Here is a 14831-nt window from a genome sequence, read left to right as displayed (position 1 = left end):
GCCCCGCACCAGCCGGTGCGGGGCCCCTCTGCGTACGGCGTCGCCACTGAGCGGCCTTCTTCGAGCCCGCGAACGCGGCGAGCGCGAAGAACAGGAGCGTCATGAAGTCGCTGCCCTCGCTCCAGGCATCCGTCAGAAGAGCGAAGTCGTCGAAGACGATGTCCGTGGGGGAGGTGTCCAGCGTCTTCCCGACGATGATCGCGATGGCCAGGAGCTGGCCGAGGTGGACGGCCCCGAGCGACAGCACGGCGCTGACGACCGGCAGGACCGGGTTGGCGCCGCCGACCTTGCCGGCGGCGAAGCCGACGAGGAAGCCGACGCCCACGGCGGCGTAGCCGATCTCGCGGTCGACGGCCCCGGCGAGACCGCCGTAGAGGCCCGCGCCGACGGCGCCGCGCCCACCCCGTACCCCGCCACGCCGCCGCCGGGAACTCAGAGGCGGTGGGCCGCGCCCGCCGGCGTGGCGCCGCGGGTGTCGAGGAGGAGTTGGGCCTTGACCGCCAGGCCCTGGAGGTCGTAGGTGCGGTGGTGCTGCAGAAGGACCGTCAGATCGGCGTGGGCGGCGGCCTCGTAGAGGGAGTCCGCGCGGGGTACCGGGAGGTCGCGGACGCGCCAGTCCGGGACATGGGGGTCGTGGTAGCTGACCACCGCGCCGAGGTCCATCAGGCGGCGGGCGATCTCGTCGGCCGGCGAGCCCTCGCGATCGGCGAGATCGGGTTTGTACGTGACCCCCAGCAGAAGGACCCGTGCGCCACGGGCCGACTTGCCGTGCTCGTTGAGGAGGGTGGCGCAGCGCTGGATGACGTACTGCGGCATCCGTTCGTTGACCTGGCCTGCCAGTTCGACCATACGGAGCGGGCGGTGGGTGCCGATGGTGTCGACCGGGGCGCCGTGGCCGCCGACTCCGGGGCCGGGGCGGAAGGCCTGGAAGCCGAAGGGCTTGGTCTCGGCGCAGCGGATGACGTCCCAGAGGTCCACGCCGAGTTCGTGGCACAGCACCGCCATCTCGTTGACGAGGGCGATGTTGACGTGCCGGAAGTTGGTCTCCAGGAGCTTGACCGTCTCGGCCTCGCGCGGGCCACGCGCGCGTACCACCTTGTCGGTGAGCCGGCCGTAGAAGGCGGCGGCGGACTCGGTGCAGGCGGAGGTGAGGCCGCCGATGACCTTGGGGGTGCCGGCGAAGCCGTGGACGCGGTTCCCGGGGTCGAGACGGCCGGGGGAGTACGCGAGGTGGAAGTCGCGCCCCGCGCGCAGCCCCGAGCCCTCCTCCAGGACGTCCCGCAGCACACCTTCGGTGGTGCCGGGTGGGACGGGTGACTCCAGCAGGACCGTCGTGTGGGGGCGCAGCTTCGCGGCGAGGGCGCGGGCGGCGTCGGTGACGGCGGTCAGGTCGAGGGTGCGGTCGGGGCCGAGTGGGGTCGGGGCGCAGATGACCGCCGTGCGGACCCGGCCGAGCTCGGCCGGGTCGGTCGTGGGCCGGAAACCCCCCGAGAGCATCCGGCGGATCTCCGACGCGGTGAGCGAGCCGTCGACGGGCGGGCGGCCGGCGGCGAGTTCGGCGACGGGGCGTGGGTAGGTGTCATAGCCGATGGTGTCGATGCCGGCGGCGATGGCGGCCTGGGCGAGAGGGAGTCCGAGGTGGCCGAGGCCGATGACGGCGAGATCAGCGGGCATGAAGGGTGGGCCGTCCTTCCCAGTAGCCGGAGGGGACGAGACGCGCAACCCCGGTGGACAGAACGGGTTGAGCGCAATGTCAGACTAGGCGTAAATATGACCGATACGCGGCATTGTGAGGTCGAAGGTCGCCGAGTGTTATCCACAGGCGGTGGCTGAAGTCGGAGGGCCGGGACAGAATCGAGTCTGTGAGCCCGATCACGCGGGGGGACGACGGGAGGCAGCGGTGAGGACAGCGACACTGGGACCCGCCGAGCGCACCGAAGCGCTCGCCGGCATGGCGGAGCGCGAACTGGACGTGCTGGTCGTGGGCGCCGGAGTGGTCGGCGCCGGGACCGCGCTCGACGCGGCCACGAGAGGCCTCTCGACCGGCCTCGTGGAGGCCCGGGACTGGGCGTCCGGGACGTCCAGCCGGTCGAGCAAGCTCATCCACGGCGGTCTGCGCTATCTCGAGATGCTGGACTTCGCGCTGGTGCGGGAGGCGCTGAAGGAGCGGGGGCTGCTCCTGGAGCGGCTCGCACCGCATCTGGTGAAGCCGGTGCCCTTCCTCTATCCCTTGCAGCACAGGGGCTGGGAGCGGTTCTACGCGGGCTCGGGCGTCGCGCTGTACGACGCGATGTCCGTCTCCTCGGGCCATGGCCGCGGCCTGCCGGTCCACCGCCATCTCTCCCGGCAGGGCGCCCTGCGCGTGGCGCCCTGCCTGAAGAAGGACTCCCTGGTCGGGGCGATGCAGTACTACGACGCCCAGATGGACGACGCCCGCTTCGTCGCCACGCTCGTGCGGACCGCCGCGAGCTACGGCGCGAAGGTCGCCAGCCGTGCGCGGGTGATCGGCTTCCTGCGCGAGGGCGAGCGGGTCGTCGGCGCTCGCGTCCAGGACGTGGAGGCCGGCGGCGAGTACGAGATCCGGGCGAAGCAGATCGTGAACGCGACCGGGGTGTGGACGGACGACACCCAGGCGCTCATCGGGGAGCGGGGGCAGTTCCATGTACGCGCGTCGAAGGGCATCCACCTGGTGGTGCCCAAGGACAGGATTCACTCGAATACCGGACTGATCCTGCGGACCGAGAAGTCCGTGCTGTTCGTGATCCCGTGGGGACGGCACTGGATCGTCGGCACCACGGACACCGACTGGGACCTGGACAAGGCCCACCCGGCGGCGTCCAGCGCCGACATCGACTATCTCCTGGAGCGTGTGAACACCGTCCTGGCGGTGCCGCTCACCAGGGACGACGTCCAGGGGGTCTACGCAGGGCTGAGGCCCCTGCTGGCCGGCGAGTCGGACGCCACGAGCAAGCTCTCGCGCGAGCACACCGTCGCGCACCCGGTTCCCGGTCTCGTGGTCGTGGCCGGCGGGAAGTACACCACCTACCGTGTGATGGCCAAGGACGCCGTGGACGAGGCCGTCCACGCGCTCGACCAGCGGGTCGCGGCCTGCGTCACCGAGGACATCCCGCTCCTGGGCGCCGAGGGATACAAGGCGCTGTGGAACGCGCGGGCCCGAATCGCCGCACGGACGGGCCTCCATGTGGTGCGCATCGAGCATCTGCTCAACCGGTTCGGGTCACTGGCGGAGGAGGTCCTGGAACTCATCGCCGCCGACCGGAGCCTCGCCGAACCACTCACCGGGGCCGAGGACTATCTGCGCGCCGAGGTGGTCTACGCGGCCTCGCACGAGGGGGCCCGGCACCTGGACGACGTACTGACCCGACGCACCCGGATCTCGATCGAGACCTTCGACCGGGGGACGCGCAGCGCCCGGGAGTGCGCGGAGTTGATGGCGCCGGTCCTGGGCTGGGACGAGAACCAGATCGAGAAGGAAGTGGAGCACTACGACAAGCGGGTGGAGGCGGAGCGGGAGTCGCAGCGGCAGCCCGACGACCTGACGGCGGACGCGGCCCGGCTCGGAGCTCCGGACATCGTTCCGATCTGACGCATCGGCAGAAGCGGTTCTCGGGTGGGGCTTCTTGGGGGAGGTTGCTGCATCCTGTTCGTGCGGACGGGGAACCCGGGAGGGCTGCCTTGGCGTCGGGTGCCATGGTGGGAGCGCTTTCCTCCGGGCCGTCCTCTCGGAGTGCGGACCCGGGATCGGTATCGGTCCCTGAGTGAGAGACAATGAGCTCTCTTCCAGGGTGGGTTACCGCATCGCGCGGGAAGCGTCGGACGCGGGCGGAGATCAGGGATCGCAGAGGGGACGCATGTCGGAGGCGGAGCAGTCGCGGGACACGGCGCGGGATCCTCGGCGGGACGCCGCAGCGGGTGCCGGAACCGACGGCGACCGAGGTGTGGTTCCAGCGGCGCGTGAGGCGGAGCCGCAGGTGACGTCCGGAAAGGATTCGGCCACGTCGGCCGAGCCCACCGGGACCGGTGACACGGCGGGGGTCGAGTCCGACTCGAAGCCTGCGGGCGAGGCGCCCAAGGTCGGCGTGTCCAAGGCCGAGGAGCCCAGGGACAAGGCGCCCGAGACCGAGGCGCCCGAGGGCAAGGCGGTCAAGGCCGACGCGCCCAAGGCCGAGGCACCCAAGGGCAAGGCGCCCGAGGACAAGGCGGCCAAGGCCGACGCGCCCAGGGACGTGGCTCCCAAGGCCGACGCGCCCAAGGCCGACGCGCCCAGGTCCGAGACGCCGGCGCCCAGGAAGGCCGGGGGCTCGGGGCGCTCCGGGGCGGGGAGCGCGGCGGCGACGGCCGAGGGGCGTCTGCTGGCCGGGCGGTACCGGCTGGGCGTGGTGCTCGGCCGCGGTGGCATGGGCACGGTGTGGCGTGCGGTCGACGAGACGCTCGGACGCACCGTCGCCGTCAAGGAGCTGCGCTTCCCCAACAGCATCGACGAAGAGGAGAAGCGACGCCTCATCACCCGGACCCTGCGCGAGGCCAAGGCCATCGCCCGGATCCGTAACAACGGCGCCGTGACCGTCTACGACGTCGTCGACGAGGACGACCGTCCCTGGATCGTCATGGAGCTCATCGAGGGCAAGTCCCTCGCCGACGCCGTGCGCGAGGACGGCACGCTCACTCCGCACCGCGCCGCCGAGGTCGGCCTCGCGATCCTCGACGTGCTGCGCTCCGCGCACCGCGAAGGCATCCTGCACCGCGACGTGAAGCCGTCCAACGTGCTGATCGCAGAGGACGGCCGGGTCGTCCTCACCGACTTCGGTATCGCCCAGGTGGAGGGCGACCCGTCGATCACCTCCACCGGAATGCTCGTCGGTGCCCCCTCGTACATCTCGCCCGAGCGGGCCCGCGGCCACAAGCCCGGCCCCGCCGCCGACATGTGGTCGCTGGGCGGACTGCTGTACGCGAGCGTCGAGGGCAGCCCGCCGTACGACAAGGGCTCCGCGATCGCGACGCTCACCGCCGTGATGACCGAGTCCGTCGACCCGCCGAAGAACGCGGGGCCGCTCCTGGAGAAGGTCATCTACGGCCTGCTCGCCAAGGACCCCGCCCAGCGCCTCGACGACGCGGGCGCGCGGGTGCTGCTCCGGGCCGTGCTCGACGCTCCCGTCCCGGAGGCCGAGCCGTCGCCGGAGGCCACCCGTGTGGTGCCGCTTCCGCCGATCCCGCCCACGCCGCCGTTCGCCCCGTCCTCCGCGAAGGAGAAGGGCGCCGACGCGGCCGCCGACCGGGTGCGCGGTGCGCTGAGGTCCGTACGGAACGCGGCCGCCGCGGCGAAGCCCGAGCAGAAGGCCAAGCCGAAGCCGGAGCCGCTCCACGGCGGGAACCGGCCGGCGCAGCCGCGGGCCTCGCTCACCGACGTCGTGCCGCGCCGGACCCTGGTGATCATCGCCGCGGTCGTGGTCCTGGCGCTCCTCGGCACGATCCTGGCCGTCGCGCTGAACGGCGACGGTGAGGGCAAGGACAACAAGGGCGGAGGCACGGGCAGCGGGAACAAGGTGGCCTCGGCCGGCGCCACCGCCGGGAACGGCGACGGCAAGGACCAGGGCACGACGCCGAGCGATCCCGGCCAACAGGGCGGCGACCAGCCCGGTTCGGGCTCCGGTTCGGGCTCGGGCTCGGGCGGGCAGACCGGTACGCCCTCCGGGGCGCCGAGCACCGCCGGGCCCGGAGCGGGCGGCGCCCAGCTGCCCGCCGGCTACACGCTGGTGACCAACAACCAGTTCCACTTCACCATGGCGATGCCGGCCACCTTCCGGCTCAACGGTATCGCCGGCCGGAACTCGGGCGGGATATTCAACGCCGACGGCGGGTACCCCCGCGTGCAGGTCGACTTCAACAACAACCCCAAGGACGACGCGGCCAGCGCCTGGTCCGCTGCCATGGCCGGCGTCGCCGCCACCAGCAACGGCTACCGGCACATCGCCATCAAGCCCGTCTCGTACAAGGGGTACCCGACCGTCGCCGACTGGGAGTTCGAGCGCACCGAGAAGGGCATGAGGATCCGGATACTGAACCGGGGCTTCAAGGTGGACGCCAAGCGCGGTTACTCGATCATGGTGAGCTGCAAGGCGGCCGAGTGGGACGCCCCGGCCTGCAAGACGCTGCGGGACACGGCGTTCGCCACGTTCAGCCCCAAGGACTGACCGGCGCCACGTATCGTGAGAGGCCGGGGACCGTACGCAGCCGAACAGAGCCGTTAACTGCACGGACCCGGACCGGAATTGACGGTTTCGCGTGATCCGTGGGATCCCATGAGCTGAACGGGACCCCACGGGGTAGGCGGGACCCGGGGGACAGCGCGCTCGGTGGGGAGGCGTCGTGGAGGACTACGCGGGAAGGGTGCTCGCCGAGCGCTACCGCCTGCCTCTTTCCTCCTCGGACACCCACGAGCTCGTGGAGACGCGGGCCTTCGACACCTACAGCGGGCAGGAAGTCCGTGTGCGACAGGTGCCGTTGCCCGAGGTGGTCGACGCCGAGTTCCTCGACGCCGACGGTTCCCTCTACCGGCCGGACCGTGGCCACGGCGGTGCGACCCGCAGGCCGGCGGATCCCGCGGTGCGGCGGGCCGTCGAGGCGGCGCAGGCCGCCGCGCAGATCCCCGACCACCCGCGCCTCGACCAGGTCTTCGACGTGTTCGCGGAGGCCGGCTCGTTGTGGATAGTGAGTGAACTGGTCGGCGCCAGGCCACTGGCCGCGCTGCTCGCCGAGCGCCCGCTCTCCCCGTACCGCGCGGCCGAGATCGGCTCCGACGTCCTGACCGCCCTGCGTGCCCTGCACGCGCACGGCTGGACCCACCGGAACATCACCACCCGGACCGTGCTCGTCTGCGACGACGGCCGCGTGGTGCTGACCGGCCTGGCTGCCGGTGCGGCGGAGGAGGCCCTGTGCGGCTACGCGCCGGTGCCGCTCGCCGAGGACGACGAGGGCGCGGCCGGTCACGCCCCTCCGTACGAGCAGCGACCCGAGGAACCCGCGCCGGGCACGGCCGTGCCGGAAGCACGCGGGCGTACGGAGATCGAGGCGGGCGCGCGACCCGAACTGCCGGGAGCGGGCCCGGCCGCGGGAGATGTGCGAGCGGCCCGTGCGGGTGCCATCGCCGCCTACCGGGCGGGCGCCCGAGCCGCGGCGCGGATCGGCGACACCGGGGCCGTCCCGGTCCAGCGCCCGACCCCCGAGGCCGAGCCCGAGCGCGAGCCCGAAAGGGCGCTTCCCGCGGCTCCGGCCCAGGGGCTCGGCCCGGAGCCGCAGTGGTGGTCCCAGGCCGCGGACGAGGACGACGAGGACGACACCGACGACGAGTACCCGGCCCCGTACCGGAAGGGGTACGGGGCCGAAGGCGGCGGGCCGCCGCGTGCGCTGCTCGCCGGATCCTGGAGCGACGGCCCCCATGCCTCGCGCGACAGCTCCGGCCCCATCCCCGCGGGCGGCGGCTCCACTCCCAGCCCGGCGCTCCCCGCCCTCCCGGCCGGCTACACCCCCGCGCCCGCCCCTCGGCAGCCCGTGCCCGTGCCGGCACCCGCGTCCGGGGGCTGGGACGCTCCCGCCGACGCGACCGGCCCCGCCGGCGTCTACCGCGGCCCGGACACCCGCCTCGCGAGCGAGCGGGCCCGGCAGGCCCGGATCGCGGTCGTCGGCGCCGTCACCGAACGCTGGGCGCCCGAACAGGCGGGACCGGTCCACGAGAACTGGCGGCTCGCCCCGCCCATCGGCCCCGCCACCGACCTCTGGGCGCTCGGCGCGCTGCTCTACCGCGCGGTCCAGGGCCACGCCCCGTACCCCGAGGACAACGCCGCCGAGCTCGTCCAGCTCGTCTGCGCCGAGCCCCCCGCCTTCGCCGAGGAGTGCGGCCCGCTGCGCCCGGTCGTCGAGTCCCTGCTGCGCCAGGACCCCACCGAGCGCCCCGACTTCGAGGAGCTGAGCGGCTGGCTGCGCTCGCTCGTCCGGTCCGCCCCTGAGCCCGAGGCCGGCCTGGGGATCGTTCCGCTGCCCGCCGTGGACGCGACCCGGCTGCCCGTGGTGCGCCGCCGCGGTGAGCTGGTGCGCAGGCGCCGTGGGGGAGCGGCCGCCGGCCGCCACCGTCACCGGAAGGGCAAGGAGCCCCGAGGAGCACGCCCGGACCGCCGCGACGGCGGTGACGGACGCCGTGACGACCGTCGTGGCGCGCAGCGTCACGAGTTCCGCCAGGAGCACTTCCACGAGGAGCTCCCGCAGCGCGCGCCACGTGCACCCCGCGCGAGCGGCGGCGCCCGTTCCCCGCGCTCCCTCGGGCGTACGCTCCTGCTCCTGATCCTCCTGCTGCTGGCCGGAGTGGTCGCGTACGCCGTGATGTTCATGCCGAAGGAAGGCGCCGAGGGCGAACAGCCCGCGGGCCGCCCCTCGAACCGGCCCGCCGGGATGCAACCCACGGGCCCGTCCGCCCCGCCCGCCACACCGAGCCCCAAGCCGAGCGCCGCGAAGACGACCCCGCCGCCCGCCGACCCCGGCGCGCCCGCCCTCGCCGCCGGATACACCCTGCGGAAGGACCCGGAGGGCTTCCAGATCGGTGTCGCCGAGGGCTGGCGGCGCAGCCCGATCAACGACGCCGGTCAAGTCCGCTACACCGGAGGCGATTTCACCCTGATCGTCGTCCCCGGCAGGGACACCGTGCAGACCGACGGCTCCGACCCGATGGCGTACCAGCGCACCAAGGAGCGGGAGCTCCAGCCGTGGCGGGATTCCTCCTGGTCCAGCGCCTCGGGGCTGCGCAGGATCGATGTCGGCCAGCAGGCCATGGCGGTGGGCCAGTTCACCTGGCAGGACACCACCGGGCGGGACGTCTTCGTCCGCAACCTCGCCCTGATCCATGCCGGGCGCTACCACGTGGTGCAGGTCATCGGCCCGGAGAGCGAGCGCGACAAGGTGTCGGAGATCTACGACCAGGCGGTGAAGGCGTACCGGGCGACCCGCTGACCTCGCGCCGAAAGCCCCCGAAACCGGGCCGGACGACCCTCGCAAACGTGGCCGAAAAGCGTCGGTCGCCGTCGGCCTGGTCACAGTGCTGTTCCTTTGCCCGCCCCGATGTTCCGTACCCCGTCTCTCCCTCCGTAACCTGGCATCCGAAGGAACAGGCGGGGGACAGTGGAACATTCACAAAGTGCGGACACCGCGGCGGGACTCCTGCTCGCCGGTCGCTATCGGCTGGCCGAGACCATCGGTCGTGGTGGCATGGGCAAGGTCTGGCGGGCGCACGACGAGGTCCTGCACCGGGTGGTGGCGGTCAAGGAGTTGACGGCGGGTCGGTTCGTCGCCGAGGCCGACCGGCTGGTTCTCCATGCCCGCACGCAGAAGGAGGCCCGGGCCGCTGCCCGGATCACGCACCCGGGCGTGGTCACCGTGCACGACGTGCTGGAGCACGACGACCGGCCGTGGATCGTGATGCAGTACGTCGACGGGCCCTCGCTCGCGGACGCCGCCAAGGAGGCCGGCACGATCGAGGCGAGCGAGGCGGCCCGGATCGGCCTGCACGTCCTCGGCGCCCTGCGCGCCGCGCACGCCGCGGGCGTCCTGCACCGGGACGTCAAGCCCGGCAACGTCCTGCTGGCCCGCGACGGCCGGGTGCTGCTCACCGACTTCGGCATCGCCGCGATCGAAGGCGACTCCACGATCACCCGCACCGGTGAACTCGTCGGCTCCATCGACTATCTGGCGCCCGAGCGGGTCCGGGGCGGGGATCCAGGCCCCGCCTCCGACCTCTGGTCGCTGGGCGCGACGCTGTACACGGCGGTGGAGGGGACCTCGCCGTTCCGGCGGACCTCGCCCATCAGCACCATGCAGGCCGTGGTGACCGAGGAGCCGCCGCACCCGGGCAAGGCCGGCGCGCTGGCCCCCGTCATCGTCGCGCTGCTCCGGAAGGACCCGGCGGACCGGCCGCGGGCGGAAGAGGCCGAGCGCATGCTGCTCGACGCCATGGAGGGCCGTACGCCCCAGGCCGCGCAGGCGTACGTACCGACGCGGCGGGTGGGGCAGGAGGAGCTCGCCTCCGCGACCGCTCCGCTCCCGGCGCAGGAGCAGCCCGCCACGGCCACCCCCGTCTCCACCCCCACCGTCGTGCCCCGGCCCGGAGCGTCCGAGACCAAGGGGCGGGGTCGGTGGCGTTCGGCGGTCCTGGCGGCCGTTCTCGCCGGCCTGGTCGCCGGTGGAGCCGTCTTCGCGGCCATGAACTACTCCGGTGGCGGCGGCGCGGGCGGGGACGCCTCCAGCACGCAGCCCGAGGTGACGAAGCCCGCCGAGGACGCCCTCCCGGCCGGCTGGCACCGCGTCGAGGACCCCAAGGGCTTCAGCCTCGCGGTGCCCAAGGGCTGGAAGCGCCAGACGGAGGGCGACAGCATCGACTACACGCCGGACAACGGACGTCACCGGATCCGGATCAGCGTCGACCGCACGCCCGACTTCGAGAACCCGTACATGCATGTGCAGGATCTGGAGAAGACGCTCAAGAAGCGGCTCCAGTACAAGCGGATCAAGCTGAACCAGAACACCTACCGCGACCAGGTCCGCTCCGCCCGGTGGGAGTTCACCTGGTACGAGAAGCAGGAGTTCCCGGGCCCGAGACATGCCATCGACCAGTTGTACTTCACGGACGACGGCACCGAGTACGCCCTGTACATGGCCTCGCCGGAGTCGAGCTGGGAGACCACCCGGGAACAGTTCGACGTCGTCCTGCAGCACTGGCGAGCGCCGGGCGACTGACCGGGCCGGAAATCCGCGAAATCGCCCTCCCGCCCGTCGTAAGCCCCTGATCAGGGCTTATGTGCCAGCGATCGCTGGCGCGATTGTGCGCACCCGGTGAAAACGCGTTACCGACGGGTACCCAAAGGCCGGATTGCGGCCTACTCTCGCCCTCATGACGGACTCGCAGGCACTCACCACCCCGGCCCCCGCCGCCACCGGCACGAACCCCCTCGCGCCCTCGCCGGCCGGTGTCCGCACCGCCGCCGATGTGGTCACGCCGGAGGTGGTCGCCCAGCTCACCCGCGGAGTCGTCGGCTCCGGCCGCACCGCGAACCACACCCCCTTCACCGGGGAGAAGCTGGCCGAACTGCCCGAGTCCACCCCCGAGGACGTCGCCGAGGCCTTCGCCCGCGCCCGCGCCGCCCAGGCCGCCTGGGCCGAGACCCCCGTCCGCGCCCGCGCCGCGGTGCTGCTCCGCTTCCACGACCTGGTCCTCGAGCGCCAGGCCGAGGTCCTCGACCTCATCCAGCTGGAGACCGGCAAGGCGCGTCTGCATGCCCACGAGGAGGTCCAGGCGGTCGCCGTCGCCGCCCGCCACTACGGCCGCAAGGCCCCCTCCTACCTGCGGCCCAAGCACCACACCGGCGTCGTACCGACCCTCACCAAGGTCACCGAGCTGCGCCAGCCGCGCGGAGTCGTCGGCCAGATCGCGCCCTGGAACTACCCTCTGGAGCTGTCCGTCGGCGACGCGCTGCCCGCCTTCGTCTCGGGCAACGCCGTCGTGATGAAGCCGGACACCGAGACCGCGCTGACCGCCCTGTGGGCCCGTGACCTGCTCATCGAGGCCGGGCTGCCCGCCGAGGTCTTCCAGGTCGTCATCGGCGAGGGACCGGTCGTCGGCCCCGAGGTCGTCAAGCACGCCGACTACGTCTCCTTCACCGGCTCCACCCGCACCGGCCGCGAGGTCGCCCAGGGCGCCGCCGCCCGGCTCGTCGGCGTGACCCTGGAGCTCGGCGGCAAGAACGCCATGCTGGTCCTCAAGGACGCCGACATAGAGAAGGCCGCCGCCGGCGCCGTCCGCGCCTGCTTCTCCTCCGCCGGACAGCTCTGCATCTCCATCGAGCGCCTCTACGTCCACGAGTCGATCGCCGACGACTTCGTCGCCCGCTTCGCCGCCCGCACGAAGGCGATGCGGCTCGGCAACTCCCTCTCCTACGGCGCCGACATGGGATCCCTCGTCGGCGAGCGGCAGCTGGAGACGGTCACGAAGCATGTCGAGGAGGCCGTCGCCAAGGGCGCCACGCTCGTCGCCGGCGGCGTCGCCCGCCCCGACATCGGCCCGCTCTTCTACGAGCCGACCATCCTCGACGGCGTCGAGGCCCCGATGGCCGTGTGCACCGAGGAGACCTTCGGCCCGGTCGTCTCCATCTACCGCTTCAAGGACGAGGACGACGTCGTCGCGCTGGCCAACGGCACCCCCTACGGTCTCAACTCCTCGGTCTGGACGAAGGACTCCCGGCGCGGCCACGCCGTCGCCGCCCGGCTGCGCACCGGCACCGTCAACATCAACGAGGGCTACGCCCCGGCCTACGGCAGCGTCCAGGCGCCGATGGGCGGGATGAAGGACTCCGGGCTCGGGCGGCGCCACGGCTCGGAGGGCATCCTCAAGTTCACCGAGGCCCAGACCGTGGCCCAGCAGCGGCTCATCCCGCTCGCCCCCTCCTTCGGGATGGACGACGAGAAGTACGCCGCGTTCATGAGCCTGTCCCTGAAGGCGATGAAGGCCCTGCGCCTGCGCTGACAGCACTGCCCGATTCCGCACCTTTCGTACGAGGAGAGCCATGACCGCGGTACCCCCTTCCCAAAATCGGGAGCAGGAAGAGGACGACGCGTACGACTACGACGTCATCGTCGTCGGCTCCGGCTTCGGCGGCTCCGTCACGGCCCTGCGCCTGACGGAGAAGGGCTACCGGGTCGGCGTCCTGGAGGCGGGCCGGCGTTTCGCGCGGGCCGATCTGCCGAAGAACTCCTGGGACCTGAAGAACTTCCTCTGGGCCCCGGCCCTCGGCCTGTACGGCATCCAGCGCATTCACCTGCTGGGCAACGTCATGGTGCTGGCCGGCGCCGGCGTGGGCGGAGGTTCCCTGAACTACGCCAACACCCTCTACGTACCGCCCGCGCCGTTCTTCAACGACCCGCAGTGGAAGAACATCACGGACTGGCAGGAGGAGCTGGCGCCCTACTACGACCAGGCCAAGCGGATGCTGGGCGTCCGGCTCAACCCGACGACGACCCCCTCGGACGTCCATCTGAAGGCCACCGCGCAGGCCATGGGGATCGGTGACACCTTCCACATGGCACCGGTCGGCGTCTTCTTCGGAGATGGGGACGACGCAGACGGTACGGCCGAGGCGAAGCCGGGCGCCGAGGTCGCCGACCCGTACTTCGGCGGCGCGGGACCCTCGCGCAAGGCGTGTACCGAGTGCGGCGAGTGCATGACGGGCTGCCGCCACGGCGCCAAGAACACCCTCAACGAGAACTACCTCTACCTCGCCGAGAAGGCCGGCGCCGTCGTCCACCCCATGACCTCGGTCGTCGCCCTCACCGAGGACTCGCGGGGCGGCTTCGCCGTCAAGACCCTCCCCACCGACGACAAGAAGAAGGGGAAGGGCCGCACCTTCACGGCCCGGCGGGTCGTCGTCGCGGCCGGCACGTACGGGACGCAGACGCTGCTGCACCGGATGAAGGACACCGGTCTGCTGCCCCGGATCTCGGGCCGTCTCGGCGAGCTGACGCGGACGAACTCCGAGGCACTGGTCGGCTCGCAGACCACCGACCGGCGCTACCGCAAGAAGCACGGCGCGGAGAAGGTCGACTTCACGCGCGGAGTGGCGATCACCTCCTCGATCCACCCGGACGAGAACACCCACATCGAGCCGGTCCGCTACGGCAAGGGCTCCAACGCCATGGGCGGCATGACGATCCTCCAGGTGCCCTACGGCGCGCACCGGGTGCGGAACTGGCTCCTCCAGATGGCGAAGCACCCCACGCTCGCGATCCGGGCCCTCTCCAACCGCCGCTGGTCGGAGCGGACCATCATCGGTCTCGTCATGCAGTCCCTGGACAACTCGCTGACGACGTTCCGCAAGCCCGGCGGCATCGGCAAGGGCCTCCTCACGGCCCGCCAGGGCCATGGCGCGCCCAACCCGAACCAGATCCCGGAGGCGACCAGGGCGGCCTCCCTGCTCGCCGAGGAGATCAACGGCTTCGCCGGCTCCAACATCGGCGAGCTGATGGGCACCCCGCTCACGGCGCACTTCCTCGGCGGCTGTCCGATCGGCGCCGACGCCGAGTCCGGTGTGATCGACCCGTACCACCGGCTCTTCGGGCACCCGGGTATCTCGGTCGTCGACGGAGCGGCGGTCTCCGCCAACCTCGGGGTCAATCCGTCGCTGACGATCACGGCCCAGGCGGAGCGTGCGATGTCGTTCTGGCCGAACAAGGGCGAGGAGGACCAGCGGCCGGTTCAGGGCGAGGCGTACGCGCGCCTGGCGGCGGTGGCCCCGAAGGCCCCGGCGGTCCCGGCGGACGCCTTCGGCGCGCTGAAGCTGCCGTTCCTGGGAATGCCAGCCGTGCCGCCGAAGAAGTCATAGCGGGAGAAGACATGGAAGAGGCGCTGCACCCCCCTCCGAGTGCAGCGCCTCTCCAGCTTCTGGGTGGTGCTGCATAGATGACCTGTGGCCAGCGGGATTGGTTGTAGGCGACGTACGGAAAAGTCATGTGACGCGCGTCACGTCGGAGGTCTCGTACGCAAGGGCCCCGCTGCGCGATTCCGGTCGCGCGGCGGGGCCCTTGGAGATCGGCACCGGTGTCAGGGCAGCGGCGGTGCCGAGGGGAGCGGCGCCGGGGGGTTGCGCCGCGGGTGTGGTGAGGAGGTGCGAGGGACAGTGGGATGGGGTGTGGGTGTCTCGCATCGTGCTGGACGGGTGCGGCCGGGCATCCGTCTCGACCGGTTGCGGTGGGGCCCCCGCGGCCCCCCGGGCCCCCCCCCC

General features: G+C 72.3%; 7 protein-coding genes and 1 pseudogene. 6 read left to right on the top strand and 2 right to left on the bottom strand.

All coding sequences use genetic code 11. The features are described from left to right. Together ACFQ7Q_RS35065 and ACFQ7Q_RS35060 are read right to left on the bottom strand one after the other, a co-directional pair. Positions 1–325 (bottom strand): annotated as a pseudogene (locus ACFQ7Q_RS35065) (hypothetical protein); the annotation flags it as partial. Between the two features lie 107 nt (positions 326–432). Further along, on the bottom strand, positions 433–1674 hold the full coding sequence (locus ACFQ7Q_RS35060; protein WP_383562386.1) for a nucleotide sugar dehydrogenase: 1242 nt from the start codon (positions 1672–1674) through the stop codon (positions 433–435). Positions 1675–1900: 226 nt separating this feature from the next. On the opposite strand from ACFQ7Q_RS35060, the gene ACFQ7Q_RS35055 reads away from it, so the two are divergent. The 6 genes from ACFQ7Q_RS35055 to ACFQ7Q_RS35030 all read left to right on the top strand — a co-directional run bounded on the left by ACFQ7Q_RS35055 (position 1901) and on the right by ACFQ7Q_RS35030 (position 14432). Continuing rightward, on the top strand, positions 1901–3607 hold the full coding sequence (locus ACFQ7Q_RS35055) for a glycerol-3-phosphate dehydrogenase/oxidase (RefSeq protein WP_383562384.1): 1707 nt from the start codon (positions 1901–1903) through the stop codon (positions 3605–3607). 265 nt (positions 3608–3872) lie between these two features. Then, positions 3873–6212, top strand: coding sequence for a protein kinase (locus ACFQ7Q_RS35050; RefSeq protein WP_383562382.1), 2340 nt, complete (start codon positions 3873–3875; stop codon positions 6210–6212). A gap of 175 nt (positions 6213–6387) precedes the next feature. After that, positions 6388–9018: a protein kinase gene (locus ACFQ7Q_RS35045; RefSeq protein WP_383562380.1), complete on the top strand. Its 2631-nt coding sequence runs from the start codon at positions 6388–6390 to the stop codon at positions 9016–9018. Between the two features lie 168 nt (positions 9019–9186). Beyond that, positions 9187–10797, top strand: coding sequence for a serine/threonine-protein kinase (locus ACFQ7Q_RS35040; RefSeq protein ID WP_383562378.1), 1611 nt, complete (start codon positions 9187–9189; stop codon positions 10795–10797). A 154-nt stretch (positions 10798–10951) separates the two neighbouring features. After that, positions 10952–12580, top strand: a complete 1629-nt coding sequence (locus tag ACFQ7Q_RS35035; protein ID WP_383562376.1) for a succinic semialdehyde dehydrogenase — start codon at positions 10952–10954, stop codon at positions 12578–12580. 40 nt (positions 12581–12620) lie between these two features. Beyond that, positions 12621–14432: a GMC oxidoreductase gene (locus tag ACFQ7Q_RS35030; RefSeq protein ID WP_383562374.1), complete on the top strand. Its 1812-nt coding sequence runs from the start codon at positions 12621–12623 to the stop codon at positions 14430–14432. The last annotated feature ends 399 nt before the right edge of the window (positions 14433–14831 follow it).

This window comes from Streptomyces sp. NPDC056527, assembly GCF_042794475.1.
GTDB lineage: Bacteria > Actinomycetota > Actinomycetes > Streptomycetales > Streptomycetaceae > Streptomyces.
This window is presented reverse-complemented; position numbering and strand designations above follow the sequence as displayed.

Excerpts from the sequence above, each read along its gene's own strand:
- ACFQ7Q_RS35035 (WP_383562376.1), top strand. The coding sequence starts at position 10,952 with ATGACGGACTCGCAGGCACTCACCACCCCGGCCCCCGCCGCCACCGGC.
- ACFQ7Q_RS35030 (WP_383562374.1), top strand. The coding sequence starts at position 12,621 with ATGACCGCGGTACCCCCTTCCCAAAATCGGGAGCAGGAAGAGGACGAC.
- ACFQ7Q_RS35050 (WP_383562382.1), top strand. The coding sequence starts at position 3,873 with ATGTCGGAGGCGGAGCAGTCGCGGGACACGGCGCGGGATCCTCGGCGG.
- ACFQ7Q_RS35060 (WP_383562386.1), bottom strand. The coding sequence starts at position 1,674 with ATGCCCGCTGATCTCGCCGTCATCGGCCTCGGCCACCTCGGACTCCCT.